Source organism: Paenibacillus rhizosphaerae (assembly GCF_014192015.1).
GTDB classification, from domain to species: domain Bacteria; phylum Bacillota; class Bacilli; order Paenibacillales; family Paenibacillaceae; genus Paenibacillus_AQ; species Paenibacillus_AQ rhizosphaerae.
This window is the reverse complement of sequence record NZ_JACHXJ010000003.1, coordinates 747,372-773,709: the sequence shown is the minus strand read 5'-3', so window position 1 is coordinate 773,709 and position 26,338 is coordinate 747,372. Positions and strand designations below refer to the sequence as shown.

Here is a 26,338-nt window from a genome sequence, read left to right as displayed (position 1 = left end):
AGGAGCGGATCGGTTCATGCTGGATGCACGTTCTTTATATTTGCGGAGCGTGATGCTGAGGAGAGAGGAAGTGCCGTCCTTTCGCGCGTATCCCTTCAGCCTGCCGGCTGTCCATGACTTTCACAGCTTGTCGTTTCAACAGCCGGTGACGTTTATCGTCGGCGAAAACGGATCGGGCAAATCCACCCTGCTGGAAGGGATGGCGGTCGCCTGGGGATTTAATCCCGAAGGGGGCACGATTAATTTTTCCTTTGAGACGATGTCCTCCCACTCGGATCTGCACCGGTACATGCGGCTCGTGCGTGGCGTCGTCCGGCCGAAGGATGGCTTTTTCTTCCGGGCGGAGAGCTATTATAACGTGGCGACGAATATCGACCAGCTGGATGCGGAGATGAGTTGCGCTCCTCCGATCCGGGATTCCTATGGAGGCAAATCGCTGCATGAGCAGTCCCATGGCGAAAGCTTTTTTGCCACGTTTATGCACCGGTTTGGGGGAAGAGGGCTGTACCTGATGGACGAGCCGGAGGCTGCACTCTCCCCCTTGAAGCAGTTGTCGATGCTGTCGCGGATTCACCAGCTGGTGAAAAAGCGGTCGCAGTTCATTATCGCCACGCATTCCCCAATCCTGATGTCGTACCCCCATGCGGAAATTTGGCTGCTGGACGATCAAGGCATGCGCCCGGTGAAGCTGGAGGACACGGACCATTACGTGATCACCCGAAAAATGATGGAGAGCCCGGAGCAGATGCTGGACATTTTGCTGGAGGATGATCCGGAATAGCCCACAACAAAAGCCGCCCCCGATTTCCGGAAGCGGCTTTTCATATGACAAACCCAATCTTAGGCCCGCTTAACCCTCACAGGCAGGCTTACCAGCCCTTGGCCGGCGGCGGAAGGCGTCAAATTCTCTTCCAGCTGGAAGCCGGGAACCGGCTCGATCATCTCAAAGTAATCCATAAACAGCTCCAGCCCGATATTCGCCTCGAGGCGTGCCAGCGGCGCGCCCATGCAGAAGTGCGGCCCGTTTCCGAAGGTTAGATGCCTTTTGTTGTTGGGGCGGTGAATGTTCACCGTGAAGGGATCATCAAACACCTGATCATCCATGTTGGCGGCGCCTATCCAGGCGATGACGACATCACCTTTTTTCAGATCGACGCCTAGCACGTTATTGTCCTGTTTGACAGTCCGGTCCAATTTAATAATATTAAAGCGGTAGCGCAGCATTTCCTCCACAGTGTTTGGCACCAGCTCCCGGTTCGCCCGGACCTCCCCGTAAATCTGGTCGTTATCGTACAGGAACGAATAGAACGTGTTGGCCAGCAGATGGCTTGTCGTTTCCACACCGGCTCCCAGCAGGAACATCGTGGTCCGGACGATTTCGTCATCCGTGAACCGTTCTCCCTCGACGTCGGCTTGGATCAGGTCAGAGATAATGTCATCGCCGAGCTGGGATCTTTTTTGAACAATATAAGGAAAAAGGTAAGTATAGTACTCTGTGGCAGCATGTCGTTTCAATTCGTTGATTTCCGCTGCCTTGTCTTTGTTATACGGAAGAAATAAGATGTCTACCCACTCTTTGAACAGCAGCCGGTCTTTGGAAGGCACCCCGAGCAGATCGGCCATCACAATGACGGGCAATGCGCCGGTAAACTCCTTGACTACATCGATGACCGAAGCATCCCCCATATTATCGAGCAGCTGCCGGACGACCTCGCGGATCCGCGGTTCCCACAGCTTCAGGCTTCGCGGCGTAAAAGCGGCGGACAGCAGGGAACGGCGTTTGCGGTGCTCCGGAGGATCGGCATTGATCGTGTTGATTTTATCGTTTCTCTGGCCTTCATCATTGTCCGCGCCGACGCTGATCGTCGTCCGCGTTCTTACGCTGGAGAAGTACTCATAGTCGCTGAGCACCCGTTTGACATCGTCGTAGCGGAATACATTCCAGGTATTCGTGGCTTCGTTGTAGCTGATCGGCTCGTTCTGCAGCTTGTCCCGGTACCAATCGTACGGGTTGAATTCTTCGGATCGTGATCGGAATTGGGTGATATCGGCCAAAGCAATGATTTCTTGCATTCCATTCCCTCCCGTGTTGAAGAATAGTAGGTGACCTCATGTTTAAAATATCATATGTTAATTTAACATATCGCCCGAAGGGGAGCCACAGCCCAATGCCCCATGACTTTGGGTGCATTAGGAAATGCGGAGTTTGTCGGAATTCGTTGAAGAACCCTATCCGAATTGGTATGCTATTAAATACATAAACCCGGACAACAGTCAAATCAGACGAGAGGGCAGGATCTATGTATATCGACTTACTCATTTTAATCCAGATTGAAAAATCCCCCAAACACGGGTACGAAATCAAAAAAGAGATCCAAAAAGACCTCGGCTATTTGATGGATGTGAATCATAACCTGCTGTACCCGGCGCTGCGCCGGTTTACGTCGGAAGGGGCCATTATCCGAAAGCGTAATGAGCAGGAAGGCCGGCCCAGCCAGTATGTGTACGAAATTACCGAAGTGGGCAGAGCGAAAATCGCCGAGCTGATCAACACTTTTACCGAAAAAGACGCCAAGCATGAAATTGAGTTCATGATCCGGGTATCCCTCTTTGACCGTATTTCCCGTGAGAACCGGCTCAGAATTCTGGACATGCGCAAAAAGGACCTCGATTCCCTCTTGGCCGGCATCCAGCAGCGTCAGGAAGGAAGCGTGGCGCATGACATGTTCCTGAATGAGGTTCTTCAGCACACAATATCGCGGGTTGTTGGGGAGATCCGCTGGATCGACGAGCTGATTCGAAAGACGATGAGTGAGGAATGAAAGTAAAAATCCAAAGGCAGCCGTTTTTTACCGGCTGCCTTTTCTGTCTTACCTTGCGTTTAGAAGGGATACGTCCGGATTCGTGTCCTTGTCGTAGTCGATGCCGTCCGTATCAAAACCGAACAGCTGAAAAAACTCGCGCCGGTACTCTTTCAGATCCGTCAACTCATATACATTATTCGTTGTGACTTGATCCCAGATCCGGGCTAATTCCTGCTGGACATCCGGGCGCAGTTCCCAATCGTCGATGCGGATTCTCTCCGCTTCGTCCACCGGCGTTCCGCCCTCGCGGTACAGCTTGTCGGCAAACAGGCGGTACGACTGCTGGATCGTATTTTCATGGATGCCCTTTTCCTTCATCACTTTGTAGAGCGAGGCAATGTACAGAGGGAAGACCGGAACGGCGGCAGCGGATTGGGTGACCAGTGCTTTGCTGACGACGACGTATGCTCTTCCGCCCAAGGCAGACAGCTCATGGGTCAGCCGCTGCGCGGTTGTCTCCAGATCCTCCTTCGCTTTGCCGATGGTGCCTTCCCGGTAGATGGCCCGGGTAAGACCGGAGCCGATATAGGAGTAGGCGATGGTCACCGCTCCGTCGGCCAGGAGGTTCGCCTGCCGAAGCCGGTCAATCCAGCGCTGCCAATCGGCGCCTCCCATCACGGCGATCGTTTGGTCGATGTCGTCGCCTTCCGCCGGCTCGGTCGTGACTTCGTCCGTCACTTCGCCGGTATGAAAGTTCACGGCCTTGGCGGTGAAGGGCGCCCCGATCGGCTTCAGGACCGAGTTGTACGTCTTGCCGCTGTCCGGGTCGGTACGCCGGGACGAGGCTACGCTGTACACGACGAGATCCATATTGTACCTCTCTTGTTTTGAAAAGAAAAACGGGTTCCGTCCAGCAAGCGTGGAAGCTTATGAAATTCATCGTAGACGCGAATAGGACCAACCGGGGTGTGCAAACGGAATGTCCAAAAGCAATTTCCTATTCAAAGGAAGGTTAACCGGGTAGAGAGAGCGAAGCAATATACGAGGGAACAACGGATGAGTTCGTCCAAATTTTACATGTATAAACGCAGATTTGGAGGTTGAATAACCATGATGGATGAAATGACGCAGCGAATGAAGGTATTGACCGAGTGCGACGGGGTACCCGGACACGAAGGCGCCGTCCGCGCCCAAATGAAAAGCTATCTTGAGCCGCTCAGCGAGGGGCTGGTTATGGACCGGCTCGGCAGTATATTTGGGGTGAAAACCGGCCTCGCCGGGGGACCCAAAGTAATGCTTGCCGGCCATCTGGACGAGATCGGGTTTATGGTCACCCAGATTACGCCGAAGGGATTTTTACGGTTTAACCAGCTGGGCGGCTGGTGGGCACATAATGTTCTGTCCCACCGGGTGAAAGTAAAGACGCGTAAAGGCGAATACATCGGCATCATCGGCTCCAAGCCGCCTCATGTACTGGAGGCCGATGAGCGGACCAAGGTCATGAAGCTGAAGGATCTGTATATCGATATTGGGGCTAAAGATGAGGCGGATGCCAAGGAGATGGGAGTTCGCCCTGGCGACTGGGTCGTACCGGTGAGCGATTTCTTTACGATGCGAGATGGCGAGTTATGGGCGGGAAAAGCGCTCGACAACCGCTCCGGCTGCTCGCTGGCGGTTGAAATTCTGTCCCGTCTGCAGAACGAACAGCATCCGAATGTCATTTATGCAGGAGCGACGGTGCAGGAGGAAGTAGGCCTCCGCGGTGCGGGAACGGCCGCCAACCTGGTTCAACCGGACGTGGCCTTTGCGCTGGACGTCGGTATCGCGCATGACACGCCGGGCAGCGAGTCGAACCCGATGAAATGCAATATGGGCGACGGACCGCTGGTGCTCATCTTTGACGCCTCGATGATTCCGAATACCGCGCTGCGGGACCTCGTGATCGACACGGCGGAGGAGCTGGGGATTTCCCTGCAGTTTGACGCTATCACCGGCGGCACAACCGACGGCGGCCGGATTCATACGAGCGGCATCGGCTGCCCGACGCTGTCCGTGGGATTTGCCACGCGTTACATCCACAGCCACAACTCCGTGATGTCCAAATCCGATTTCAGCCAGGCCGCGGACCTGCTGACGGCGGTGATCCAGAAGCTGGACCGCGAAACCGTGGATAAGCTGATCGGGTAGGGACCGACACATGGAGCAAAACGTATTTCGAGAGGTTACCTTCCTCAATGAAAACAACAGTTTTCATTGAGAAGGCAGTTCCTTTTGACTAAAATGGAATAAAACGTAAAGCGTTAGACATCGTCGATATGTTCTGACGCTTTATTTTTTGGGGTGGGGTAAAGTACGACAAAGCTGCCGAAAGGGGCGATAGCCATGACGCTGGTGTTGTATCACTACTATGAAGCAGCACGGGGTCCTTTTCGAAACTTATCGAGTCTGCCGCTGGAAGAAGCCCGTGAAATTTTGGGGCAGATCGTGCGGGACGGGAAGACGTTTGCCAGTCAAAGAGCAGGCGATTATATGGAAACGAGGCTTTTACTGGAGAACCGGGCCAGAGAGGCATTTACAGCCAAGGGCGGGCTGCCAGGAAATCCGTTTCCGCATTATATGACCCTCGGACCTTGCGATTGGTTGTGTTCCTGGTATGTGGAGCCAAGCGTGATTCAACTCGGCTGGGACGAATTTGATGATCGTTCGATCAGTTTTACATACGGCGATCTGTTTCCGACGATGCGCTATGATGATGGTAAGCCCTACCGCAAGCAGGTGTATACGAAGGGTGAAATCCGGGAAGTCATCGCCAGGTACGGGCTCCCGCAGGAATGGAACAAGCATGGAGATAAGGGACCAGAGCGATACATTGAGGCACAGATTTGGGATGAAAAAGTGATTGGAAGATACCTTCCATCTAATCGAGGAGGTTTCTAAGCATGCCGAAGGACAAGCAGGATTTGACGGAAAGCGGTCTGCCCAAGCTGGCGCAGCCGGCGGTACGTGCGCTCCGGAATGCGGGCATTACCCGGCTTGAGGAAGTCGCGAAGCTTACCGAGCCGGAACTGAAGCAGCTTCACGGCATCGGCCCCACGGCGGTAGAGCAGCTTCGGCGGGCCCTGGCGGATAAGGGACTGGATTTTTCCAAATAAAGAGCAGCCCTAAGACAACAGAGCAATGATCGGATCGGAGGGAACTTATGGGCATTGATGAAATCATCGAGCTGTCCCCTTATCAAGCTGAATGGAAGAAAATCTACGAGCAAGAGAAAAGGAAGCTGGAGCCTGTCTTTGCGGAACAAGCAGTGGAATTTGCCCATATCGGGAGCACATCTGTCGAAGGCATGACGGCCAAACCGATTGTCGATATCCTGATTGGCCTACGAGAGCTTCATATTGACGAGCGGACAGACCGTCAGCTGGTTGCTTTACAGTATGAGGGCATGGGTGAGGCGGGAGTGCCGGGGCGAATCCATTACCGCAAACGCATCGGGCAGAAGATCAATCTGCAAATTACCGAGTGGGAGTCCGACATTTGGCGGGATAACCTGCTGTTCAGGGCTTACCTGCGCGCCCATCCGGAGCAAGCGCAAGCCTATGCACAGGCAAAACGGAACACGTTGGCCAGTGGCATCAACACGTTACTGAAATACTCGGATGAAAAATCCGGAACGATTGCTGAGTTGTTAAAAAAAGCGCGGGAGTGGGCAAAGAGCTGATTTCGCCGCAGGAGGGAGGAAGCAGCAGCCATGCGCATTATCGTTACGGGCGGCGCCGTCATTCAGGATCAAGCCGGCCGCATTCTCATGCAGCGCAGGTCCGATTACGGGGATTGGGGATTGCCCGGCGGCGCGATGGAGCCCGAAGAAACCATTGAGGAAACGATGAAGCGGGAAGTGCTGGAAGAGACCGGACGGGTCGTTCAGAGTCATGAACTGATGGGAGTCTATAGCGGGCCGAGAATGCAGTATACCTACCCCGACGGGAACGAGGTCGTGTTTGTCATGTTCATCTTCAAGGCGGAAGTGATTTTGCAGGGAAGGTTGTCCGTAAACGAAAAAGAGCTTCTTTTTCAGGATCTCCATCAGGAGTCGCTTCAGCTTGAATTCAAGTCCATGGATGAAATCGAGTACTTGCCGATCAGTTCCGTTCAGCAGCCTGTGTTTGAGGATTTAATGCAAATGGAGATTTCCATATTAAGGAGCTAGAATTATGAGTCCAATCACTGTACGGACGTATCAAGAGAAAAATATCCCCGCCCCTCAAGTGAAACGGCTGTATGATCACCTGGGATGGTGGCCGGAAAGAACGTTGAACGATATCGAATCCATGCTCGGCTCATCCATTGCTGTGGGCGCCTGGGACGAAGACAGGCTGGTCGGGTTTGCGAGGGCGGTCTCGGACGGCTTGTTCCGTGCCTATATCGAGGATATGGGCGTGCATGAGGATTACAGAAGACGCGGCTTGGGACGGGAGATCGCCGACCGCATCACTGCGGAATTGGGAGATATCCACGTGGTCAGCTTATTTTGCGAAAGCGGTCTGGTGGACTTTTATCGGCAAGCCGGCTACAAGCCGACCCGGCAGGTCGTCATGCATAAGAGTCATGAGGCAGCGAAGGTGACGGAAGGGGAAAAGAACGATGAGCGCACTTGATGCGCTGCGGTTTCCGATAGGTACTTTAATGCTCAAGCCCGAAAGGACGTCATAATATGTACATAAGCAAAGAACTGGCCGATCTGATGGAAAAATCCGAAATCGATTACATGATCGACCGGATGAAGGCGATCCGGGAGCGGCCCGGCAATCCGATGGGGATCGACATCCAAACTTTTGGCGGTGCAGCCGCGTTCTATAGTCAAGCGATGCCGTGGCCGCAGTTTAATACGGTGAAGGGGATTGGAGAGCAAGAGGCTGAGCGCCTGGATGAAATTCTGGATTTTTATCGGCGCCGGCAGGGCCGATGCCAGTTTGAGGTGGTTCCTTCCAAATCTCATCCTAAGCTGTTGAAGGCTCTATTCGATCGGGGCTATTACCAGGCCGGATATCATGCAACTTTATACCGGGAACCGCGGTCTTTTGAAGCTGTTGGCGATCATATCACGGTCAGGGAACTGACCGCAGACGAAATGGACTTGTATGCCGAAATTCACTGCCTGGGCACCGGTCTGCCGATTTCCGGCAAACGCTACATCGCCGACAACAACATCGTTCTTTATAACAGGGACGGATGGAAATTTTATGCGGCATGGGTCAACGGCAGACCGGTCGGCGTAGGCGTGATGTATATCCAGGATGACATGTCTTCGCTTACGTTTGCCACTACGCTGGAGGAATACCGCAACCAGGGGATTCAGCAGGCGCTGTTGGAAAAGAGGATCACCGAGTCGCATCGAAACGGCTGCCGGATCGTGGTCGGCCAGGCGGCCTACGCCTCGACCAGCCACCGGAACATGGAGCGGGCAGGCCTGAAGCTGGGCTATACCCGGGGAACATGGGTTCAGGCATAAGCTAACGGTCGTTATGTAAGAAGTTCACGGGTTAGCGTTTTTGCTGATAGCTATTTTTTCGGAGGAGGAATGTCATTTGAAAAGAGTGCTGCCTCTGTTCCTTGGTTTCATCCTTCTTTATCCGCTATCGATCGCCTCTGCAAGCTGGGCTTATCCATTTGTCGTATACTCCGGCCATATCTACCGGGTCACGGAACAAGCCGTACAGCCCGAGGACGTCGGCCAAAAAATCGGCAAAGTCACGAAGTATTCGGACCGGGAAGGAACGTACCGGGGGAATTTCTCCAATATATATCCCAAAGGAACAGGTTACTACGCCCTACAAGGGCGGAGCCGCCATGAGGCCATCGCGGTTCGAACCGGGGACGATACGTACATTTTGGCGATTCAGCAGGGAGCTTATGCTGGAGGGCTGGAGATGCGAACGATATGGTGGTTGTACGTGGGGATTGGCATCGTCTCAGTCGCTTGCTTTGCGGCGGCGGCCTGGGCCATGCAGAAGCGGAGAGCCCGGGAGGGGACCGAATGAAGCGAAAATATGCCGATCGGAAGGATTGGCGGCGGGTGCTGGAGAGGGACTTTATCTGCAGGTCGCTCCGATCCGAAGAATTTAACGGGCGTGTGACACTCATCTCAATTCGGCGTATAAGAGAGCCTCTTGTAGTACAGATGCAGAACCGGGACCTATGCCTCGCGGATCATGGATATGTTTGGATGCAGCACTTTCCGGAAAGGGAGCACTACGCCGTCACCACCATGTTTAATGCGGAGCGTGAGGTCATCCAGTGGTACGTAGATATAACGAAACAGAACGGCCTGAGCGGGGAGGGCATTCCTTACTGGGATGACTTGTATCTGGACTTGGTCGTCTTTCCTGACGGCAGTTATGTAATCAAAGATGAAGACGAATTGAGCGAAGCGCTTCGCAGTTCGGATATTACGGAAGAGGATTACAGACTCGCGTACCAAGCCTTGAATGAGCTGCTGCCCCAAATCGTGACAGGGACCCATTGGATATGGAACCATAGTAAGAAACACCTGGATTGGATGCTCGAAAGGAACGAGCCAAGCGGAGCAGATTCCAAGGGAGGAGATTACGCGTGAAAAAAGGCATACCGTATTTCCTGATGATTCTGGCCGCGCTGGTCCTTTTGGTGCAAAATCATCAGAAAGTATCCGTAGGGGACATGATATTCTCAAGCCTTGGCCTGAATCCGTGGACAGGGGGTTCAACCGGGTATCATCTGCCGGTCATTGCCGGTTTGGCATTGCTCGTGGCGGGTATATCGGGTACCGTGAGACAGTACCGTGCCAAGTATCCGCGAATCCTCAGCTGGATTTTGCTGGCTTGCATGGTGGTCATTTTTGCGTTTCCTCTGGTCACCCGGCTAATCGGCTCGTTATGAAGATCGTACCCGTTATCAATAGAAAAGGCAGGGGATGTTATTGACGGAGTTTCAGAAGAAAATGGAAAAATACGCGGAACTGCTCGTTCAAGTGGGCATGAATGTGCAGCCAGGCCAGGTGCTCTATGTGGAGTCGCCTATAGAATCGGCGGATTTTGCGCGGCTGGTTACAGCCAAAGCCTACCAGGCCGGGGCCAAGTTTGTGCAGCTGAACTGGCGTGATGAAAAGGTAGAGCGTATGCGCTATGACCTGGCGGTGCCGGAATCGTTTACGTTCTATCCGCCTTGGACGGCCCACATGATGGAGAGCATCGCGGAGTCCGGGGGAGCGGTTCTGATGTTGGACGGGGAAAACCCGAATTTATATGACGGCGTGGATCCGGCAAAAATATCGGCTTCCCGGAAAGCCGCTGCCGCCGCCCGCAGAACGTATCTCGGGTACATACGCACCAACCGGATCAGTTGGTGTATCGTCAACGTGCCGAGCCAGGCGTGGGCGGATCAAGTGTTTGCCGACCGCCCGCTGGAAGAACGGGTGAGCGCGCTATGGGAATCGATTTTCCGCATGAACCATATCGATGAAGAGGATCCGGTGGCTGCCTGGCGGAGCCATACGCAGCATTTACGAACCGTCACTGACAAGCTGAACGCCAAGCAGTACCGCAGGCTGCATTACAAGGCACCCGGTACTGATCTGACGGTCGAACTCGTTCCGGGTCATGTCTGGCTTGGCGGCGGTGGGTTCAATCAGGGCGGGATCCCGTTCGTGGCGAATATGCCGACCGAGGAAGTGTATACGTTGCCGCACCGCACCGGGACAAACGGAACGGTATCGAGCACACGGCCGTTTGTGCTGAACGGGCAGCTGGTGGACCGCTTCACTCTGACGTTTCGCGAGGGGCGAGTGGTGGATTTTACGGCGGAGACCGGATATGAGGCACTGAAGCATTTTTTGGATGCCGATGAGGGGACGCGATATTTGGGGGAGATAGCGATCGTACCGCATGATTCGCCGATCTCCCGTCTGAACCGGGTCTTCTATAACGTGGGCATTGATGAGAACGCGTCCTGCCATTTTGCGCTCGGGAGTGCCTATCCGACCAATTTGCAAGGCGGGGCGGAACTCAGCGATGAGGAGCTGCTCGCCCGCGGGGCGAACGTCAGCATGCAGCACGAAGATTTTATGGTCGGTTCGGCGGAACTGAGCATCGATGCGGAGCATGAGGACGGCACGATCGAGCCGCTGCTCCGAAACGGAAGCTGGGTGTGAACGATGATTACCTTTTCGGACGGGCATAACAAATTTAACTTTCGGGTTGCGGGAATCGCCGTTCACCGCCACCGGATTTTGCTGCACACGACGCTGCAGGACGATTTCTGGAACCTGCCCGGCGGGCGGGTGGAGTTTCAGGAATCGACGGACCAGGCTCTCATCCGGGAGATCCGGGAAGAGCTGGGCATCGATATACGGATAGACAAGCTGCTGTATGTCAACGAGGATTTTTTCGAGTACGACCAAAAGAATTACCATGAAATCGGATTTTATTACACGTTTTCTTTTCCCGAGGGCCATGAACTACTGGATCGGGAGGGTGAATTTCCGGGGGTTGAGGATGGCGGCAGGCTTATTTTCAAATGGTTTACGGTTGAAGAATTACAGGGCTTGTCGGTATATCCGGAAGAGCTGAAGACAGACATCAAGTCTATAATTGACGGCAGGGCTGTCTTGAAACATCGGATTCATCATCAATAGGAATTACATACAGAAAGCGGGCAGGAGTAGATCCCTGCCCGCTGTTTTATTCATTACTTTACTGATCTCGATTCGCTCTTCTGGATGCCATCGGTATGCCGGATAATCGCATCCAGCATGGCATCCCAGTCTCCCGAGTGCAGCTCGTGGCCGGTTCCGTCCAGGGTCAGCAGCCGGGTGCCCGGGATCTCCCGGGCCAACGATTCACCGTGGGCATATGGGATGATCGGATCCTCCGTGCCATGGATGACAAGGGCTGGCACCCGGATGTCCGGTACCCGGGCGATCAGATCCTCCCCGCCGGTCAGCAGGCCATGATTGAACATGCTCGCCGTCCAATTGCGGGTCCGCTGCAGCTCCCGTGCGGCCAGCCGGCGGACTTTATCCTCGTCCGGAGCATGCTTTGACCCGCGGAGCAGGTTCCATTTTTGAACGCTGAAATTCAGTACCTCCTGTTCGTTCTCCCAGTTAACCTGATCGGCCGAAGCAAAAAAAGCAGCGACCTTCTCTTCCATTTCCGGCAGACTCGGGTCACGGAACGAAGAGGTCATGATCAGCGTATCGCTCAGCACCCGCTCGGGATATTTGACCGTAACCATCAGCGTCAGCAGGCCACCCAGCGACATGCCCGCCATATGGGCCCTGCCGATTCCGTAGGCGTCCAGCACGCGGATGGCGTCATCGGCCATGTCCTCTAAGCCGTACTGCGGGTTACCGGGCTCATCGTTCATCGATTGGCCGACGTCGCGGTTATCGTAACGGATGACAAACCGCCCCGCGTCAGCAAGCCGCCGGCAAAATTCATCCTCCCACCAGATCATTGAGGCGGTAGCGCCCATAATGAGCAGAATCGCCGGATCTTCCTTTCGTCCAAAGCTTTCGGTGCACAGCTCAATACCATCCACTTTAATGAGTTGTTCCGTCATTTGTGTATCCTCCTTAGATTTCAATTCACGCCTACCTGGCGCTCTTTTTCTTCGTTGGTGCTTTCGGCCAGCGATAAGAGGGGACCTTCTCCCGCATCGTATCAAATACGGCGGCCCAATCCCGCTCGCGCAGCAAGCATACAGGCGTATTCCGTTCCACCCGGATTTGCTGCAGCAGGTGCCTGATTTGCACCGGGGTAAAAATCCCGGCCAGTGCCTCGCACACCGGCAGTGCCGGATCGTTCAGCGCGTATTCGGCCAATCCGCCGAATGCATGATGATGCCTCGTCTGCACCCAAGGTATTTTCCGTCTCCGAATACGGAGGACGGCTGCGTCCACCTGAGGTGGGGGTGAAAAGTGCCGCCGAGGCACGACCTTCACCAGCTCGAAGTCAAACCACATCCGCCACTTGAGCAGACGCGGGCTGCGAATCTGGCTTGCCGTAAATCCCTTGGCTGCTCCGTGCTGCACGATCAGCACCGCCCCCTGGAACGAAGAACCCGGCGGATCGAGCAGCTTCTCGAGAATGAATGTCGTCATAAAAAATGGAATGTTGGCAACAACATGAAACGGCTCTTTCGGAAGATAAGCCTCGCGAATGTCCCTCTCAATAACGGCTACATTGGAGCCGGGGACCGTCTTTTCCCGAAGGGCGGCAGCGAATGCGGCGTCGTTCTCAATGGCCAGCACTCTGCCCGCCTTCTTCGCAAGCGAGAACGTGATGGCTCCCCGTCCGGCGCCCAGATCGAGCACCGTGTCGGCGGTTGTGACCCCGGCCATTCCGATCATGTCGTGAATGACCGGCTCGTGGTGCAGCAGGTGCTGTCCTTTTGCTGCGGGCTTCTCTATGTTCAAGTGCGTCTTGATATAACGTTGTCGATGTTTATGCATCCATGAATCCCTCCGTTATCCAGCGATGGTTTCTTGTCCATCGGCAGTGCTATGAAGTGGAGAGACTCAGGATAACGCCGCGAAATCCGGCGGATTTCGCCGAATGAAGGGCACCCGTGCGGGCCGTCCGTCACTGCATGAAAGAGCAGTTCATCGGCATATAATCCCGGCGTTGAAGCGGAGGGTGGCGACGTATAGGCATCGGCCAAGCGATTTTATTCCTGAGCGAAAGGGAGGTTACCTGGCAAAAAGGGCAGACCTATCCTGAGTTTCTCTGTACACAGCAAAGCCAACGGCTTTTTTTCTTAGCAGCTGTACACCATGCGAACCCGGATAAACTGATCTACCACACGTAACCCTCCTTGCCAGAATCATCGTTAACCTAAAAATAAGCATAAAAAAACACAGGCTGTCTGCCTGTGTCAGTGTTTCGCGAAAGGACCGCCCGGTCCGAGGAACAACCGTTCCTTCGGCCGCAGGATATGAGGTCTTTACATGAACGCCGGAAAAGGCCCCAAGGGCAGGGCGATAACGTCACTCCTGTCGATTGAGCGTGCAATTCCGCAATTCGTTCATGTGAGAAAAATTTTTAAAGGGAGGCTGGACATGATCATGCGCGTTCCTGCAGACGATGCCTCAGCCATAAGAGTTATAAAGCCTGGGTTACCTTTAAAAAATGGCAGACCAATCCTGAGTCCTCCGCGTACAAGCAGAGAATTTTGCAATATGTTAGTTGCAAAACGTGCGAACCCGGATAAACTGATCTACCACACGTAACCCTCCGTTCTTCGTAAATTACTAAAAGGCTACCATATCGACCCATTTTTAGCAAGTACCCGGTGGCGAAAGGGTATGGCGTTTTACCGTCGAATAGGTAAATTACATCGCTTGCGGCAGTTTTACTTTTTTATTCACGTCATGGAAAGGAGGGCGTCAGCATCAAACAAATTATCGCTATGGGTGGCGGAGGGTTCTCAATGGAACCGGGTAACCCGTTGCTGGATCTGTACATTCTTCGGCAGGCAGACACCGGCCGCCCCAGGATTTGCTTTGTACCCACGGCGAGCGGTGACGCGCAAGGGTATATCGATCGTTTTTATGATGCGTTTCATCGTCTGGAATGCACCCCCTCTCATCTATCCCTGGTCCACCCACCGACCGCAGATCTAGAGGATTTTATTCTGGATAAGGATATCATTTATGTGGGGGGCGGCAATACGAAATCGATGCTTGCGGTTTGGAAGGAACGGAGTATGGATCGATATTTAAAGACTGCCTGGGAGAATGGGGTGATTTTATCCGGGTTAAGCGCCGGTTCCATTTGCTGGTTTGAGGAAGGCGTGACGGATTCCATCCCTGGCGAACTAACCCGGCTGAAGGGCCTCGGCCTGCTTTCAGGAAGCCATTGTCCCCATTATGACGGGGAAGCGGAACGAAGGCCCAGTTATCACCGGCTGATCCAAAGCGGCCAAATCGGTGGGGGAATAGCTGCAGATGACGGGGCAGCACTGCATTATGTGGATGGTATTTTTCACCGGGCGGTAAGCTCTCGCCCTGAGGCCAAAGCCTACGAGGTTCAAGCCATGGAAGGGCATGTGGTGGAGACAGTCATCCCAACCGTATATTTAGGAGGAGCTGACCGGGCCACGATCTAAACCGGAAATCCCCGCTGACCGATAAGGAGGGTGCCGCATGGGCACGAAAGCCGTTTTGTTCGATCTGTTCGAGACCTTGATCACCGAATTTGAGGATGGCCGCCGGATATCGGGGCGCCGCTACGATTATCCGGGTCTGCTTGGCCTGAGCCAGGAAGCGTTCAAGCTGGAATGGAGAAGCCGGGTGGAGCGGCGGATGCGCGGGGAGCTGGCAAGCTTTCCGGACGTCATCCGGGATATTTGCCGAGGCAGGGGCCTGGATGCGGACGAACAGTCCGTTCAATCACTCTACCAGGCAAGGATCCAGGAGAAGCGGATTCCTTTTGAAGCCGTTCGCCCTGACATTTTGGAAATGCTTGAACACCTCCGGACCCATGGCTGGAAGCTTGGGCTGATCAGCAACTGTTCGGAGGAGGAAGTCCGGGGCTGGGAAGATTCTCCGCTGGCCGGTTATTTTAATGACGTTATTTTTTCCTATGAGGTACAATGCTGTAAACCCGATCCTGATATCTATGAACTCGCATCCAGGCGGCTGCAGACACTTCCGGAGGACTGCGTTTTTGTAGGTGACGGAGGCTCCGGAGAGCTGGATGGGGCCCACCAGGCAGGGATGAAGGTCTTCCATGCGGTCTGGTTCAATCCCTATGTGGTGAGCCGGTACCCTCAACTGTCGGCGCCTATGCAGCTTGGCGCCGCATTGTCTGTACGATAGCCAAGCCGGGATGAGTTTGGATCAACTTCCATAGGAGGATGAGTGATGAAGAAGATAACGCCGATCTTTCGGATTTTCGATGAGGATAAGGCCAAGGAGTTTTACGTGGATTTCCTGGAGTTCCGGATCGACTGGGAGCATCGCTATGAAGCCGATCTTCCTTTATACATGCAGGTATCCAGCGGGGACTGCGAAATCCATTTGAGCGGGCATCACGGCGATTGCTGCCCGGGCTCGGCGATCCGGGTGGAAGTCGAAGACATCCAGAGCCTCCATGCCAAACTGATAGCGAAAAAGTACAAGCATGCGCGCCCGGGGCTGGAGCAAATGGAGGTGAGCGTGATCGACCCTTTCGGCAACCGGATCACGTTTTTTGAGAGGAAGGATGCATGAACCCGGCGAACAAGCTGACGCTGGCCAGGATCATGCTGATCCCCGTGTTTATCCTTGTTTTCGCAGAGTACCCTGTATGGATGGCGGATTCCAACGCGTTCATTCAATTTCTGAACCAGTACGGGACCTATATGGCGGTGGGCGTATTCGTGCTTGCTTCCGCTACGGACAAGCTGGACGGGTATATTGCCCGCAAATACCACCTGGTTACCAATCTGGGGAAGCTCCTGGACCCGCTCGCGGATAAGCTGCTAGTTTCCGTGGCGTTAATCATGATGGTCGAAGCCGGGATGGTTCCGGCCTGGATGGCCTTCGTGATGATCGGCCGTGAATTCATCATTACCGCTCTGCGAATGGCGGCGTCGGCCCAGGGGATCGCTCTGGCGGCAGACCGGTACGGCAAGTGGAAAATGGTGTCCCAAGTCGTCGCCATTACGGCCGTGCTGCTGAATAACTATCCCTTTCAATGGCTGACGAGCCTTCGCGTCGATTCCTTCTTGATGGTGATCGCCGTGATGATGACCGTCTTGTCAGGGTACCACTACGTGGTCAAAAACGTTAAGCTTTTCATATAAATAGGGTCAGCAGCTTCATGCTTGAGTTATGAGGGAGGGGGTGTGCATTTTGATTCTTTGGAGCAAGCACGGGATCCGCGTAAGGAAACTGGAGGAGGGCGATGCGGATAGGTTGGTCCAATGGCTCAGCGATCCGCGCGTCCTCGAATATTATGAAGGCCGGGACCGCCCGCATGATATGGCCATGGTGCAGGAGCACTTTTACCGAGAACGTCAAATCGAGGCCTGCATCATTCAACTGGACGACCGTGATATCGGCTATATCCAGTATTACCCTGTCGATCCGGAGGAACGCGAGGTATATGGCTATGGCGAGGGGGACGGGCGGATTTTTGGCATGGATCAGTTTATTGGGGAGCCTGACTGCTGGAACCGGGGAATCGGCACAAAGCTGATTCAGGGCATGGTATCTTATCTAACCAACACGCTTCAAGCCGATACAATCGTCATGGACCCGCAAACTTGGAATACCCGAGCGCTGCGCGTATATGAGAAATGCGGCTTCCGCAAGATCAGGCTGCTTGAAAAGCGCGAATGGCATGAAGGGGAATATCGCGATTGCTGGCTGATCGAATACAGTCCAGCCGATAGAGAGGAGAAGCAAATGAACCGTTATAGTCAAACCTTGAACCATTTGGTCGGATATTTTGAGAGCGAACTGAAGGCTTTGCCCGTAGAGGAGTTCAGACAGAAACCCGGGCCTGCCAAGTGGTCGAAGCAGGAGATCGTGGGTCACTTATGCGATTCGGCGGTGAACAACCATCTTCGTTTTGTCAAAATCAAGCTGTCGGCGCATCCGGTATCCCTCGAGGGATACGATCAGGAACGGTGGGTGGACCTGCACGGGTATCAGGAGCAGTACACCAAGCCGGATATCATTATGCTGTGGGTCATGCTGAACAGGCAGATCGCCCATGTTCTCGATACGCTGACCGTAGAAGATTACGGCAAAGCCTGCATTCTTCCCGGCGGCGGTGAAGCGACGCTGGACTGGCTGGTGAGCGATTACCTGGAGCATATGCGGCATCACTTCAGACAGATTCTCGGTCCGGAGCCGGTAGAGCGGGCGAAGGCCGGAAAATAGGCCGGATGCGGTCTATTTTCATAGAGACGCTTTGATAGAAAATTGTTCATATCAATGACTGGAGGAAACTAACATCATGGAAACACTGCGAGAGCTGTTGATTGAAGATTACGAACAGTGCATGGAGCTGTGGGGCAAAACGGAAGGGATGGCGCTGAGCGACGCCGATTCAAAAGAATCGATACACCGGTATCTGGTTCGGAACCCGGGCATGAGTTTTGTGGCCATCGAGGGGGAGCGGGTGATCGGCACCATTCTGTGCGGTCATGACGGGCGAAGGGGTTATATCTACCACGTTGCGGTGGATCCGGCCTACAGGGGACGCGCCATCGGGCAAAAACTGGCGAAAGCCGGGCTGAATAAGCTCCGGGAAGAGGGCATCGACAAGTGCCATATCATGGTGATCGAGGAGAATGAGATCGGCAATTATTTTTGGGCCAAATCGGGCTGGAACCGGAGGGACGGCATCCTGCTGTATTCCTCCAATACATAGGAACATGCACGGAAATACCGTCCTTTTTGGGTCACAGGATATGAAAGTTAAAATGACCGGCTGATCATCGGACAGGCCCGTTATGAAGAGGCTGCCTCCGGTTCGGAAATAATGGGGAGCGTCACGGTAAACGTGGTGCCCTCCTGGGGAGTACTCTGGACCGCTATGTTCCCGCCGTGATTATGGATAATGTTGTGTGTGATCATAAACCCGAGGCCGGTGCCCGATTCCTTCGTCGTAAAAAAGGGCTTGCCCAGCGCCTGGATCTGCTCCGGAGTCATGCCGCAGCCTTCGTCCTGAACGCTGATGCAGGCTTCGTTGTTCCGGGACAGCGCGTGAATCCGGATGAGGCCGCCGTCCGGCATGGCTTCCATCGCATTTTTGAGCAGGTTGATGAATACCTGTTTCAGCTGGTTGGCTTCACCGGCAATCCAGATGGAAGGCTCGGAGAAAGCGGAAACGATCTCGATATTTTTTAATGCGGCTTGGCCGTTCATCAGCGTGATCACCTGGTCCAGCAGCGGCAAAATGTCCATTGGCTTACTCGCATGCGAAACCTGGGGCTTGGACAGCACCAGCAGCTCATTGACGATAAATTCGATCCGCTTCAGCTCGGACTCCATAATCGCAAAGTACTGGTCGTTGTTATGGCTGGAGGAGCGGAGGAGCTTCAAAAAGCCGAAAATGGCCGTCAGCGGATTACGGATTTCATGGGCAATGCCTGCGGCAAGCTGCCCTGCCGTTGATAGCTTCTCGGACTGCATGAGCCGATCTTCCTCGAGCTTCTGGTCGGAGATATCTTTAAAGATCCCGATGACGCATCGCTTTTTTTTATAGGTGATCTTCAGCGAAAATCCTTCCACAAGCCTCTGCTGTCCATTGAGACAGCGGATGCGGTAGCGCACTGAGCCGATGGGCATGTTGCTGTAATGCCGCTGCTTGCGCTCGGCCAGAATTTCGTGGTCGGCGACATCGACCAAATCGTCCGTTGACATGCCGATCACAGCTTCAAGGCTGTCTGCATGAACGAGCCTGAGTCCGGCAGGATTGGCATACTGAATCAGGCCGTGGTCCGTAATCAGTACGGACAGGGGCAGGCCGTCCAGCAGCTGCATGAAGGAATCCTCACGCTCGTGCAGATGGGTTTCGGTATAATGCAGCCGGGTTTCCATCTGCATTATTTGGGTCTTGTTCTCGAATTGCGTGAAGTAAATCTCTGGTTTTCCTGCCTCATTCCGAATCAAGGAGATGCGGATATCAAGGGACAACCGTTGTCCTGAAGGATGATAGTAATGCTGGTCGACCCGGTGCTGATCCCGTTTCATGGACTGCAGCCACTCCCCGCACTTAACGATGTCGCGGGACAGTTCCTGAATCGCGGGAAGAAGATCCGGCGAAGTGAAATGTTCAGGTGTATAACCGAGGAGGGTGCTTAAAGCGGGGTTGACCTTTAGAAAGGTTCCGTCAGGCGCGATAAGGGCCATGCCGATCGCGGCCTGCCTAAAGGCAAAGTCGTAATTATGGACTTCAGCGGATCGCATGGCAGTTCCCCTCTCTACTATCAAATCGTGGTATATTTATACATATTATAATCGTGAATCTCTTTAATCATCAATGCTAAAGTAAGTGAACGTTAACTTTTAAAAGAGAGCCGCGGAACGAGGGAACGAAATCTACATTCGATATGGAGGTGCTGTATATGAAAATCACGTTGACTTTGCTCACTTCTGAGGAACTAAAGCAGCAGTGGAAGCAGGCTTTTACCGAACAGGGGATCTTTCGCCCCGATGAGTACTACGACAAATGTCTCGCTGAAAACGCAGCGGGTGTCCGTGAAACGATTATCGCCTATGCGGATAACCGGGTCGCAGGGGTGTGTCACCTGAAATACGAATCAGACTATCCTCCTTTCAAAGAGCAGGGCATTCCGGAAGTGAACGATCTGAATGTGTTCCCCGTCTTCCAGCGCCATGGAATCGGCAACCGGATCCTCGAGGAGTTTGAATCGATCGTAAGCCGCAAGGGCAAGCGGATCGGGATCGGTGTGGGCTTGTTCAAGGACTACGGCAAGGCACAGCGCATTTACTGCCGCAGAGGTTATATCCCTGATGGCAACGGCATTGTGTATAAAAACGAGCCGGTCGTACCGGGCGAGATGGTCCGGGTGGACGATGATTTGAATCTATTTTTTATCAAGGAGCTTTCATAAGACGGAAGGTTGGAGGTGTACGGTTGGGACTGGCAATGGAGTTGGAAACATCGCAGCCGGAGAGCCACGGCCTCTCGTCCAGCGACGTACTTCGGCTTCTGGAACGGATCGAAGACCTGGAGCTTCAGGTCAACCGATTAATGCTGCTTCAGGATGGTAAGGTTACAGCCCGTTTCGACCGTGAGCCGTATCGTAAAGAGGCACCCACATTATTATTTTCGCTCAGCAAGAGCTTCACTTCGATAGCCGCAGGAATCGCCAGGGACGAAGGATACATCCGGCTGACGGATCCGGTCGTTTCGTATTTTCCCGATAAGCTGCCCGGTAACGTTCCGCCCTACTTATCACAGATGACCATTCACCATCTGCTCTCGATGAATACAGGACATCATGACAACATCTACGGCCGGATTATGGACGCAGGACCCGACTGGGCTCAAACGTTTTTATCCTTGGAGCCGGAGTATCCGCCGGGAAGCCATTACATGTACAACACCCATGCGACTTATATGGTTGCCGCCATTCTGGAAAGAGCGACCGGCATGAGCCTCGTCGAATATTTAAAGCCGAGATTGTTTGAACCCCTTGGCGTTGGCTTGGTGGATTGGGAGACCTGCCCGATGGGAGTGACCGCAGGCGGCATGGGGCTGAGCATGCCCATCGACGGTGTGGCAAAATTCGGACAGATGCTGCTGAACGAGGGCGTGTATGCCGGCCGGCGAATCGTATCGGCGGACTACATCCGGTTAGCCACCTCGGAGCAGAGCGATAACCGCCGCAGCGAGACGAGAGCCGATTTTTCGGAAGGGTATGGCTATCAGTTTTTCCGGTGCCGGCAGGGCTGCTATATGGGAAACGGCGGGTTCGGGCAGATCTGCTTTGTTGCTCCGAAGCACGGCATTGTCATTGCAGCCGCTTCCGGCATGAGCCATATGAAAAAGCAGCTGCCACAGCTGCTGGATCTCATCCATGAGTATATCGTAAACCGGGTGGACCGGTCGCAACAAATTAGCTCCGAAGCGTACCCGCTGCTTCTGCGGCGGATCGCGCGAATGCAGGAAGACGCTGCGTACTCTGTACCTTCAGCGCCGGCCGCCCTGCCGGACGCTTGGGCGGGACGATATCATGTCCGGGATTCAGAGCCAGGCGGCATGGCCGAAATTACGGTGTGCCGCCTGGACGAGCGGTACGAGCTTCGGCTCCGTTATGCCGATGGCAGCCGGCGCGAACTCCTCTTTGATTTGACGAAGAGGGTAAGCACAGAGGACGTCTTCCGGAAGGATCTGGCTATGCATCGGCAGGAAGCCGTCATTTCGGCCCGATTGACCGGGGATCTGCAGCTGGAGCTAACCGTGGTGTATATCGAGACACCATACAGGGTCACGCTCACTTTAACGTTCGCGGACGGGGATGTTGAGCTTGTGGAAGAGATCAACGTCTCTTTTGACAAGAGGACAACCCGGGTCACGGCCATAAAGCAGGAGGAGCTACCGGACATGTTGAGCTATTGAGTCGGATGCAATATTTGGACAATGGGACCATGAGTTCCATTGTCCTTTTTTTCGTGAGATAATAGGGAGAAAGGGTAAAAAAACTCTTTACAATGAAAATGAGAATCATTATCATATAATGTGTGTATACATACACATAAATTGCACTTTTTCACGCATAATGTGTCAACAAAGGCAATCATGCGTTAGACGATACGGCGTTTCGACAACGTTGAACATAACATAAGGCACCCTGCATGCGGAGCGGCGACCCGCCGCGCAATACAATCCCTAAAAAAGGATGATACGGTATGGTACAAAACACTTTGGCTTGGCCCGAGCAAGAGATTGCCGAGGAGGAAAAACAGCAGCTCCAGTCGAGGCTCGGCACTGAGCAGCTGAACATCGGATACGCGGATACGCTGATTGTCAACAATTTGAACCTGAGTATTCCGGCGGGCAAAATTACGGCTTTGGTCGGCTCCAACGGCTCCGGCAAATCAACGATTCTCAAAACGATGGCCCGCTTGATGAAGCCATCCTCCGGAGCGGTGCTGCTCGACGGCAAATCGATTCACAGCCAGCCGACCAAGGACGTGGCAAAGCAGCTCGCGATTCTGCCGCAAACCCCGACAGCCCCGGATGGGCTGACTGTAACCGAGCTGATCGGCTTCGGCCGTTCGCCGCATCAGCGCGGATTTGGCAGCATCAGCGCGCAGGACCGCGAGGTTATTGAGTGGGCCATTAACGTTACGGGGCTTGGGGCCTTCAGGGACCGGGCGATCGACCAGCTGTCCGGCGGACAGCGCCAGCGGGCATGGATCGCCATGGCGCTGGCCCAGCAGACGGATATTCTGTTCCTCGACGAGCCTACGACCTTCCTCGATATGGCGCATCAGCTGGAAGTGCTGCAGCTGCTGTTGAAGCTCAATGAGGAAGAGGGACGCACGATCGTCATGGTCGTTCACGACTTGAACCATGCCACACGGTACGCGCAGCATATGGTGGCGATCAAGTCGGGCACGGTTGTGGCGGAAGGAACGCCCGGCGAAGTCATGACCCGGGAAGTGCTGCGGGAGGTCTTCGCTATTGAAGCCGACATCCTCGTCGACCCCCGGACCGGGGTCCCGTTGTGTCTGCCTTACGAGCTGGCGAGAAGAGCTTAAACCGTTATTATCTTAATATAAGCACCCGTGAAACTTTCAGATATGTCAGCGGCAGGATCGCTGGTATGATGGAGTTGAAGCGGGTGCTTTTCTTTTTTAACCCAATATGGTGGAAAGGTTGCTGGTTCATGATTGCAAATTCAGTACATCACCTGAAGCGGAGCACGATTCTATATTTTGTCCGGCATGCCGAATCGCCGTATGAGGAAGGCAGGGAACGAACACGGGGGCTGTCCCGTCAGGGATTGGCAGACGCGCTTGCGGTCAAGGACAGATTATTGGGCGAAGGCATTGACCTGTACATATCCAGTCCCTACGAGCGTGCCGTGCGAACGATCCGGGATGCGGCCGACACCGCAGGCAAGGAAATCATCATAGAAGAAGATTTGAGAGAACGGGAGATCGGACAAATCGGTGCCCTTTCGTTTCAGGATGCGAAGCGGAGGGTATACGGCGATGCCGCTTTTGCTTTTCCTGGGGGAGAATCGAGCCTGGAGGCGCGGCAAAGAGCGGTCCGGGTGATCCGGAAGCTGTTGGAGCAGCACGCCGGACAGCGGATTGTCATTGGGACTCACGGCGATATTATGACGTTAATGCTGGGCGAATTTGATTCGCGGTTCGATTACGCTTTCTGGGAATCCACTTCCATGCCTGATATTTACAAAACGGAGTGGGAAGGAGAGACCCTGCGGCAGGTTACGCGAACGTGGCGGGAATAGGCATGTGAAGTGGCATTATCGTCCATTTTTCTATATTGGAGGAAGGTTATGAAAACGCAGCAGGCGCTGGACCGTTTGACACAGCTTTTTATGGCCGAGCTCGGGGAACCGTTAACCGGCTTATATTTGCACGGTTCGCTGGCAATGGGCTGTTACCGTGAAGACCGGAGCGATATCGATCTCCTTGCGGTCATTGAAGAGAAGCCGGATTCGGAGGTTTGGACTCGGCTCGCCCGAGGCCTTCTTGAGCTTCACGGGCTGATGCCGGGGCACCGCGGGATGGAAGTCAGCGTCATCCTCAGGCAGTATGCCGGAGAGCCGCTGCACCCAACACCGTTTGAATTCCATTATTCGGAGGCGCACCGGGAGCGGTATGAATCTGATGCGCAATATGTATGCGGCGGTTATGAAGACCCTGATCTTGCGGCCCATATGATGGTCATTTACCACCGCGGGATGACGCTGTATGGGGAGCCCGCACGGTCCGTGTTCAGGCCGGAGAAAGAGATGTATATCCGGTCGATCTGGTCCGATGTGGAGCATGCCGTGGAGCAGATCGCCGAGACGCCGGTGTATTACACGCTTAATCTGTGCAGAATTTTGCGATTTTTGCGGGAAGGCGAAGTTTCCTCCAAAAAGGAAGGCGGCGAATGGGGGCTCTCGGCCCTTCCGCCTGCGTATGAATCGCTCCTGCGGCAGTGCCTTCTTCAGTACGGGGGGCAGACGGATAAAGTGAGGGTGGAGCCGCGGATGCTTCAGGATTTTGCCCGGGATATGCTGAAGGAGATTGAGCAGCGGATGATGGAGGAGGGGATTCGTCCCTGATCATCCGATCGTAGGAACACTTTACGTACTTGTTCCCATCCTTCATTTCAACTTATATACGTTATCGATTGATTCTTCAGCCTTCGTCCAGGTTTGGTTCAAGGAATACTGGACGGAACGTGGAAGTAATGGTTAAATTTGCATATGGATGGTTCACAACCGCTGCCGGAGGAATGACGATGAAGCGATTTATGATCGGGCAATACGGCTCGTTTGACGAGCAAAAGATGGAGAGCGATTTCAGAGACGGCTTTTACGGAATCGAGGCCTGTCTGTTTGAAAATGAAGCGGACACGCAGAAGCTCTTGAGCGCCTCCAGAGCGCGCAGCTTCCGGATCGGCGTACATTTTCCGCTTCGTGCGGGGAAGTCGCTGCTTCGGGACGCCCTGTTTCTGGATGCGGACGAGCATATCCGTGATGAAGCGCTCCGGCTGATCCGGGATGAGCTCGACTATTTAAGGAACGTACAGCCGGATTACGTGTTGTTCCATTATCCAAAGCCCGTCATCCTGGATGACCGGGTCAACTGGGACAAATGGCATTTTTCCGACAGAGCGGAGTATGTCTATGATAGCGATTATTCGCTCGAAAGGTTTGCGGAGCGCAGCGATCAGCTGTTTGCGTGGCTTAGCGCCGCTTCCAGAGAATACGGCTTTACGCCGGTTTTGGAATTCGATGCGCTGAATTCTTATATTTATGAGCATGACGTGCTGGAAGGGCTGCTGAAGAAGTACCCGGACATCCGGCTATGTCTGGATACGGGAAGGCTGTTTTTGCAGGAGAACGTGGACCCGTTCTTCCAGGCCCTGCCGGTCATTCGTAAATTTGCGAAGTATGCGGAGGTCATCCACCTGTGGAATCTTCAGTACACAAAAACGCACGTTAAGCTGCGCTACCCGGTGCTGCCGGATCAACGCCCGGAGGACGGATGGGCCCCGATCGGAGATTATTTAGCTGTCATCCGTGAGGAGAACCCGCAGGTCAAAATTCAGTTCGAGCACCGCTCCGATCTTGTCAGCCGTGAGGATCTGCAGCGCTGCTACGAATGGGTAGACGAATGTCTGCGCAGCACGAATCCCAGCGGATGATGCCTTGGCGCTTGGAAGGGGAGGAGCCGATGAACAGACCCCAGCTTATTTTGGATGTTGCCGGTGTTATTGCCACGAACCTCTCGCCTGGATTTTGGGAAGAGGCCGCCATGGCCGGTGGAACGAGTTATCGTCAGTTAAAAGACCGCTTCAGGCGGGAAATTCGCGAGTCGTTCTGGACAGGCGACACCACCATGGAGCAGTTCAGGGACTGGCTCGCCGGGCATGGACCGGATCTGAGTATGGAGCGGCTGAACGCGCTGGCCATGAAGTATTTGCAACCGCTCCCCGCTCTGGAGCGTATTTCCAGTTGGAGCAGGGAGGCGGCTGTCCACCTGCTGAGCAACCACCGGGAGGAATGGCTAAGCGGGCTGCTGGAACCGGTCAAGGACCAGGTAAAGAGCCTTACCATATCCAGCAGGGCTGGATACTGCAAGCCGGACCCCCGCATTTATCAGCTCATATGTGAGCACTTCAGCGATGGGGAAGGACCTTGCATTTATGTGGACGATCAGGAGAAAAATCTGATCCCTGCCAGAGCGTTGGGCTGGCATACGGTTATCGCGGATTCCGAAGGCCGTTGGGTGGAGGAGGTTTCGCGGCTGCTGAAGCAGCAACGTATAAGGAAAGGGTGAGCGG

At 54.1% G+C, this 26,338-nt stretch carries 31 protein-coding genes and 1 pseudogene; 27 read left to right on the top strand and 5 right to left on the bottom strand.

The window, feature by feature from the left end:
• Positions 1-16: 16 nt before the first annotated feature.
• Positions 17-781: an AAA family ATPase gene (locus FHS19_RS20195; protein ID WP_183583606.1), complete on the top strand. Its 765-nt coding sequence runs from the start codon at positions 17-19 to the stop codon at positions 779-781.
• Between the two features lie 59 nt (positions 782-840).
• Here the strand turns inward: FHS19_RS20195 and FHS19_RS20190 are convergent, their stop codons facing one another.
• Positions 841-2,073 (bottom strand): cytochrome P450, encoded by a 1,233-nt coding sequence (locus tag FHS19_RS20190; protein ID WP_183583605.1) that lies wholly within the window; start codon positions 2,071-2,073, stop codon positions 841-843.
• A 227-nt stretch (positions 2,074-2,300) separates the two neighbouring features.
• Between FHS19_RS20190 and FHS19_RS20185 the strand changes: the two genes are divergently transcribed.
• Positions 2,301-2,822 carry a PadR family transcriptional regulator gene (locus FHS19_RS20185; protein ID WP_183583604.1) on the top strand — a complete coding sequence of 174 codons (522 nt, stop codon included), beginning with the start codon at positions 2,301-2,303 and terminating at the stop codon, positions 2,820-2,822.
• 48 nt (positions 2,823-2,870) lie between these two features.
• On the opposite strand, the pseudogene FHS19_RS20180 reads toward FHS19_RS20185, so the two are convergent.
• A pseudogene (locus FHS19_RS20180) lies at positions 2,871-3,692 on the bottom strand (bifunctional NADH-specific enoyl-ACP reductase/trans-2-enoyl-CoA reductase); the annotation flags it as partial.
• A 222-nt stretch (positions 3,693-3,914) separates the two neighbouring features.
• Between FHS19_RS20180 and FHS19_RS20175 the strand changes: the two are divergent.
• The 12 genes from FHS19_RS20175 (at position 3,915) to FHS19_RS20120 (ending at position 11,472) form a co-directional block, all read left to right on the top strand.
• Positions 3,915-4,991, top strand: coding sequence for a M42 family metallopeptidase (locus tag FHS19_RS20175; protein WP_376771931.1), 1,077 nt, complete (start codon positions 3,915-3,917; stop codon positions 4,989-4,991).
• 195 nt (positions 4,992-5,186) lie between these two features.
• Positions 5,187-5,741, top strand: coding sequence for a hypothetical protein (locus FHS19_RS20170; protein WP_183583602.1), 555 nt, complete (start codon positions 5,187-5,189; stop codon positions 5,739-5,741).
• A 2-nt stretch (positions 5,742-5,743) separates the two neighbouring features.
• Positions 5,744-5,956 carry a helix-hairpin-helix domain-containing protein gene (locus FHS19_RS20165; RefSeq protein ID WP_183583601.1) on the top strand — a complete coding sequence of 71 codons (213 nt, stop codon included), beginning with the start codon at positions 5,744-5,746 and terminating at the stop codon, positions 5,954-5,956.
• A 47-nt stretch (positions 5,957-6,003) separates the two neighbouring features.
• Positions 6,004-6,522, top strand: a complete 519-nt coding sequence (locus tag FHS19_RS20160) for a GrpB family protein (protein ID WP_183583600.1) — start codon at positions 6,004-6,006, stop codon at positions 6,520-6,522.
• Between the two features lie 30 nt (positions 6,523-6,552).
• Positions 6,553-7,011 (top strand): NUDIX domain-containing protein, encoded by a 459-nt coding sequence (locus FHS19_RS20155; protein WP_183583599.1) that lies wholly within the window; start codon positions 6,553-6,555, stop codon positions 7,009-7,011.
• Between the two features lie 4 nt (positions 7,012-7,015).
• Complete coding sequence (locus FHS19_RS20150; RefSeq protein ID WP_183583598.1) at positions 7,016-7,459, top strand: GNAT family N-acetyltransferase; 444 nt, start codon at positions 7,016-7,018, stop codon at positions 7,457-7,459.
• A 56-nt stretch (positions 7,460-7,515) separates the two neighbouring features.
• Positions 7,516-8,313 (top strand): GNAT family N-acetyltransferase, encoded by a 798-nt coding sequence (locus tag FHS19_RS20145; RefSeq protein ID WP_183583597.1) that lies wholly within the window; start codon positions 7,516-7,518, stop codon positions 8,311-8,313.
• A gap of 76 nt (positions 8,314-8,389) precedes the next feature.
• Positions 8,390-8,842: a hypothetical protein gene (locus FHS19_RS20140; protein ID WP_183583596.1), complete on the top strand. Its 453-nt coding sequence runs from the start codon at positions 8,390-8,392 to the stop codon at positions 8,840-8,842.
• Positions 8,839-9,417 (top strand): ribonuclease FAU-1 family protein, encoded by a 579-nt coding sequence (locus FHS19_RS20135; protein WP_183583595.1) that lies wholly within the window; start codon positions 8,839-8,841, stop codon positions 9,415-9,417. The genes FHS19_RS20140 and FHS19_RS20135 overlap by 4 nt, the downstream gene beginning before the upstream one ends.
• Positions 9,414-9,719 carry a hypothetical protein gene (locus FHS19_RS20130; protein WP_183583594.1) on the top strand — a complete coding sequence of 102 codons (306 nt, stop codon included), beginning with the start codon at positions 9,414-9,416 and terminating at the stop codon, positions 9,717-9,719. The genes FHS19_RS20135 and FHS19_RS20130 overlap by 4 nt, the downstream gene beginning before the upstream one ends.
• A gap of 40 nt (positions 9,720-9,759) precedes the next feature.
• Positions 9,760-10,989 (top strand): aminopeptidase, encoded by a 1,230-nt coding sequence (locus FHS19_RS20125; RefSeq protein WP_183583593.1) that lies wholly within the window; start codon positions 9,760-9,762, stop codon positions 10,987-10,989.
• Positions 10,990-10,992: 3 nt separating this feature from the next.
• Positions 10,993-11,472 carry an NUDIX hydrolase gene (locus FHS19_RS20120; protein ID WP_183583592.1) on the top strand — a complete coding sequence of 160 codons (480 nt, stop codon included), beginning with the start codon at positions 10,993-10,995 and terminating at the stop codon, positions 11,470-11,472.
• Between the two features lie 53 nt (positions 11,473-11,525).
• On the opposite strand, the gene FHS19_RS20115 is transcribed toward FHS19_RS20120, so the two are convergent.
• Positions 11,526-12,398, bottom strand: a complete 873-nt coding sequence (locus FHS19_RS20115) for an alpha/beta fold hydrolase (RefSeq protein WP_183583591.1) — start codon at positions 12,396-12,398, stop codon at positions 11,526-11,528.
• Positions 12,399-12,429: 31 nt separating this feature from the next.
• Positions 12,430-13,290 (bottom strand): 23S ribosomal RNA methyltransferase Erm, encoded by an 861-nt coding sequence (gene erm, locus FHS19_RS20110; RefSeq protein WP_183583590.1) that lies wholly within the window; start codon positions 13,288-13,290, stop codon positions 12,430-12,432.
• 938 nt (positions 13,291-14,228) lie between these two features.
• On the opposite strand from erm, the gene FHS19_RS20105 reads away from it, so the two are divergent.
• The 6 genes from FHS19_RS20105 to FHS19_RS20080 all read left to right on the top strand — a co-directional run bounded on the left by FHS19_RS20105 (position 14,229) and on the right by FHS19_RS20080 (position 18,202).
• The gene (locus FHS19_RS20105) at positions 14,229-14,945 is read left to right on the top strand and encodes a Type 1 glutamine amidotransferase-like domain-containing protein (protein ID WP_183583963.1); all 717 of its coding nucleotides are present in this window, start codon (positions 14,229-14,231) and stop codon (positions 14,943-14,945) included.
• Between the two features lie 37 nt (positions 14,946-14,982).
• Positions 14,983-15,657: an HAD family hydrolase gene (locus FHS19_RS20100; protein ID WP_183583589.1), complete on the top strand. Its 675-nt coding sequence runs from the start codon at positions 14,983-14,985 to the stop codon at positions 15,655-15,657.
• A gap of 45 nt (positions 15,658-15,702) precedes the next feature.
• On the top strand, positions 15,703-16,050 hold the full coding sequence (locus FHS19_RS20095; protein WP_183583588.1) for a glyoxalase superfamily protein: 348 nt from the start codon (positions 15,703-15,705) through the stop codon (positions 16,048-16,050).
• Entirely contained in the window at positions 16,047-16,625 is a 579-nt protein-coding gene (gene pgsA, locus FHS19_RS20090) for a CDP-diacylglycerol--glycerol-3-phosphate 3-phosphatidyltransferase (RefSeq protein ID WP_183583587.1), read from the top strand. Before FHS19_RS20095 ends, pgsA begins: the two co-directional genes overlap by 4 nt.
• A gap of 49 nt (positions 16,626-16,674) precedes the next feature.
• Positions 16,675-17,709, top strand: coding sequence for a GNAT family N-acetyltransferase (locus FHS19_RS35530; RefSeq protein WP_312887273.1), 1,035 nt, complete (start codon positions 16,675-16,677; stop codon positions 17,707-17,709).
• A 76-nt stretch (positions 17,710-17,785) separates the two neighbouring features.
• Positions 17,786-18,202 (top strand): GNAT family N-acetyltransferase, encoded by a 417-nt coding sequence (locus FHS19_RS20080; protein WP_183583585.1) that lies wholly within the window; start codon positions 17,786-17,788, stop codon positions 18,200-18,202.
• Between the two features lie 80 nt (positions 18,203-18,282).
• Here FHS19_RS20080 and FHS19_RS20075 read toward each other — a convergent pair whose 3' ends face one another.
• Complete coding sequence (locus FHS19_RS20075) at positions 18,283-19,743, bottom strand: ATP-binding protein (RefSeq protein ID WP_183583584.1); 1,461 nt, start codon at positions 19,741-19,743, stop codon at positions 18,283-18,285.
• 158 nt (positions 19,744-19,901) lie between these two features.
• Between FHS19_RS20075 and FHS19_RS20070 the strand changes: the two genes are divergently transcribed.
• The 7 genes from FHS19_RS20070 (at position 19,902) to FHS19_RS20040 (ending at position 26,334) form a co-directional block, all read left to right on the top strand.
• Positions 19,902-20,411, top strand: coding sequence for a GNAT family N-acetyltransferase (locus FHS19_RS20070; protein WP_183583583.1), 510 nt, complete (start codon positions 19,902-19,904; stop codon positions 20,409-20,411).
• 23 nt (positions 20,412-20,434) lie between these two features.
• Entirely contained in the window at positions 20,435-21,922 is a 1,488-nt protein-coding gene (locus FHS19_RS20065; RefSeq protein WP_183583582.1) for a serine hydrolase domain-containing protein, read from the top strand.
• A 290-nt stretch (positions 21,923-22,212) separates the two neighbouring features.
• Entirely contained in the window at positions 22,213-23,067 is an 855-nt protein-coding gene (locus tag FHS19_RS20060) for an ABC transporter ATP-binding protein (protein WP_183583581.1), read from the top strand.
• Positions 23,068-23,195: 128 nt separating this feature from the next.
• A complete protein-coding gene (locus FHS19_RS20055) occupies positions 23,196-23,786 on the top strand; it encodes a histidine phosphatase family protein (protein WP_183583580.1) in 591 nt (196 codons plus the stop codon).
• A gap of 48 nt (positions 23,787-23,834) precedes the next feature.
• A complete protein-coding gene (locus FHS19_RS20050) occupies positions 23,835-24,611 on the top strand; it encodes an aminoglycoside adenylyltransferase domain-containing protein (RefSeq protein ID WP_183583579.1) in 777 nt (258 codons plus the stop codon).
• A 179-nt stretch (positions 24,612-24,790) separates the two neighbouring features.
• Positions 24,791-25,699: an IolE/MocC family protein gene (locus FHS19_RS20045; protein ID WP_183583578.1), complete on the top strand. Its 909-nt coding sequence runs from the start codon at positions 24,791-24,793 to the stop codon at positions 25,697-25,699.
• 29 nt (positions 25,700-25,728) lie between these two features.
• Complete coding sequence (locus tag FHS19_RS20040) at positions 25,729-26,334, top strand: HAD family hydrolase (protein ID WP_183583577.1); 606 nt, start codon at positions 25,729-25,731, stop codon at positions 26,332-26,334.
• Positions 26,335-26,338 lie beyond the last annotated feature (4 nt).

Bases quoted from the DNA above. Each gene is read 5' to 3' on its own strand.
- FHS19_RS20175 (WP_376771931.1), top strand. From the start codon at position 3,915: ATGATGGATGAAATGACGCAGCGAATGAAGGTATTGACCGAGTGCGAC.
- FHS19_RS20185 (WP_183583604.1), top strand. From the start codon at position 2,301: ATGTATATCGACTTACTCATTTTAATCCAGATTGAAAAATCCCCCAAA.
- erm (WP_183583590.1), bottom strand. From the start codon at position 13,290: ATGCATAAACATCGACAACGTTATATCAAGACGCACTTGAACATAGAG.
- FHS19_RS20120 (WP_183583592.1), top strand. From the start codon at position 10,993: ATGATTACCTTTTCGGACGGGCATAACAAATTTAACTTTCGGGTTGCG.
- FHS19_RS20095 (WP_183583588.1), top strand. From the start codon at position 15,703: ATGAAGAAGATAACGCCGATCTTTCGGATTTTCGATGAGGATAAGGCC.
- FHS19_RS20195 (WP_183583606.1), top strand. From the start codon at position 17: ATGCTGGATGCACGTTCTTTATATTTGCGGAGCGTGATGCTGAGGAGA.
- FHS19_RS20145 (WP_183583597.1), top strand. From the start codon at position 7,516: ATGTACATAAGCAAAGAACTGGCCGATCTGATGGAAAAATCCGAAATC.
- FHS19_RS20115 (WP_183583591.1), bottom strand. From the start codon at position 12,398: ATGACGGAACAACTCATTAAAGTGGATGGTATTGAGCTGTGCACCGAA.
- pgsA (WP_183583587.1), top strand. From the start codon at position 16,047: ATGAACCCGGCGAACAAGCTGACGCTGGCCAGGATCATGCTGATCCCC.
- FHS19_RS20070 (WP_183583583.1), top strand. From the start codon at position 19,902: ATGAAAATCACGTTGACTTTGCTCACTTCTGAGGAACTAAAGCAGCAG.
- FHS19_RS20190 (WP_183583605.1), bottom strand. From the start codon at position 2,073: ATGCAAGAAATCATTGCTTTGGCCGATATCACCCAATTCCGATCACGA.
- FHS19_RS20040 (WP_183583577.1), top strand. From the start codon at position 25,729: ATGAACAGACCCCAGCTTATTTTGGATGTTGCCGGTGTTATTGCCACG.
- FHS19_RS20055 (WP_183583580.1), top strand. From the start codon at position 23,196: ATGATTGCAAATTCAGTACATCACCTGAAGCGGAGCACGATTCTATAT.
- FHS19_RS20080 (WP_183583585.1), top strand. From the start codon at position 17,786: ATGGAAACACTGCGAGAGCTGTTGATTGAAGATTACGAACAGTGCATG.
- FHS19_RS20045 (WP_183583578.1), top strand. From the start codon at position 24,791: ATGAAGCGATTTATGATCGGGCAATACGGCTCGTTTGACGAGCAAAAG.
- FHS19_RS20135 (WP_183583595.1), top strand. From the start codon at position 8,839: ATGAAGCGAAAATATGCCGATCGGAAGGATTGGCGGCGGGTGCTGGAG.
- FHS19_RS20170 (WP_183583602.1), top strand. From the start codon at position 5,187: ATGACGCTGGTGTTGTATCACTACTATGAAGCAGCACGGGGTCCTTTT.
- FHS19_RS20050 (WP_183583579.1), top strand. From the start codon at position 23,835: ATGAAAACGCAGCAGGCGCTGGACCGTTTGACACAGCTTTTTATGGCC.
- FHS19_RS20150 (WP_183583598.1), top strand. From the start codon at position 7,016: ATGAGTCCAATCACTGTACGGACGTATCAAGAGAAAAATATCCCCGCC.
- FHS19_RS20165 (WP_183583601.1), top strand. From the start codon at position 5,744: ATGCCGAAGGACAAGCAGGATTTGACGGAAAGCGGTCTGCCCAAGCTG.
- FHS19_RS20075 (WP_183583584.1), bottom strand. From the start codon at position 19,743: ATGCGATCCGCTGAAGTCCATAATTACGACTTTGCCTTTAGGCAGGCC.
- FHS19_RS20100 (WP_183583589.1), top strand. From the start codon at position 14,983: ATGGGCACGAAAGCCGTTTTGTTCGATCTGTTCGAGACCTTGATCACC.
- FHS19_RS20155 (WP_183583599.1), top strand. From the start codon at position 6,553: ATGCGCATTATCGTTACGGGCGGCGCCGTCATTCAGGATCAAGCCGGC.
- FHS19_RS20160 (WP_183583600.1), top strand. From the start codon at position 6,004: ATGGGCATTGATGAAATCATCGAGCTGTCCCCTTATCAAGCTGAATGG.
- FHS19_RS20060 (WP_183583581.1), top strand. From the start codon at position 22,213: ATGGTACAAAACACTTTGGCTTGGCCCGAGCAAGAGATTGCCGAGGAG.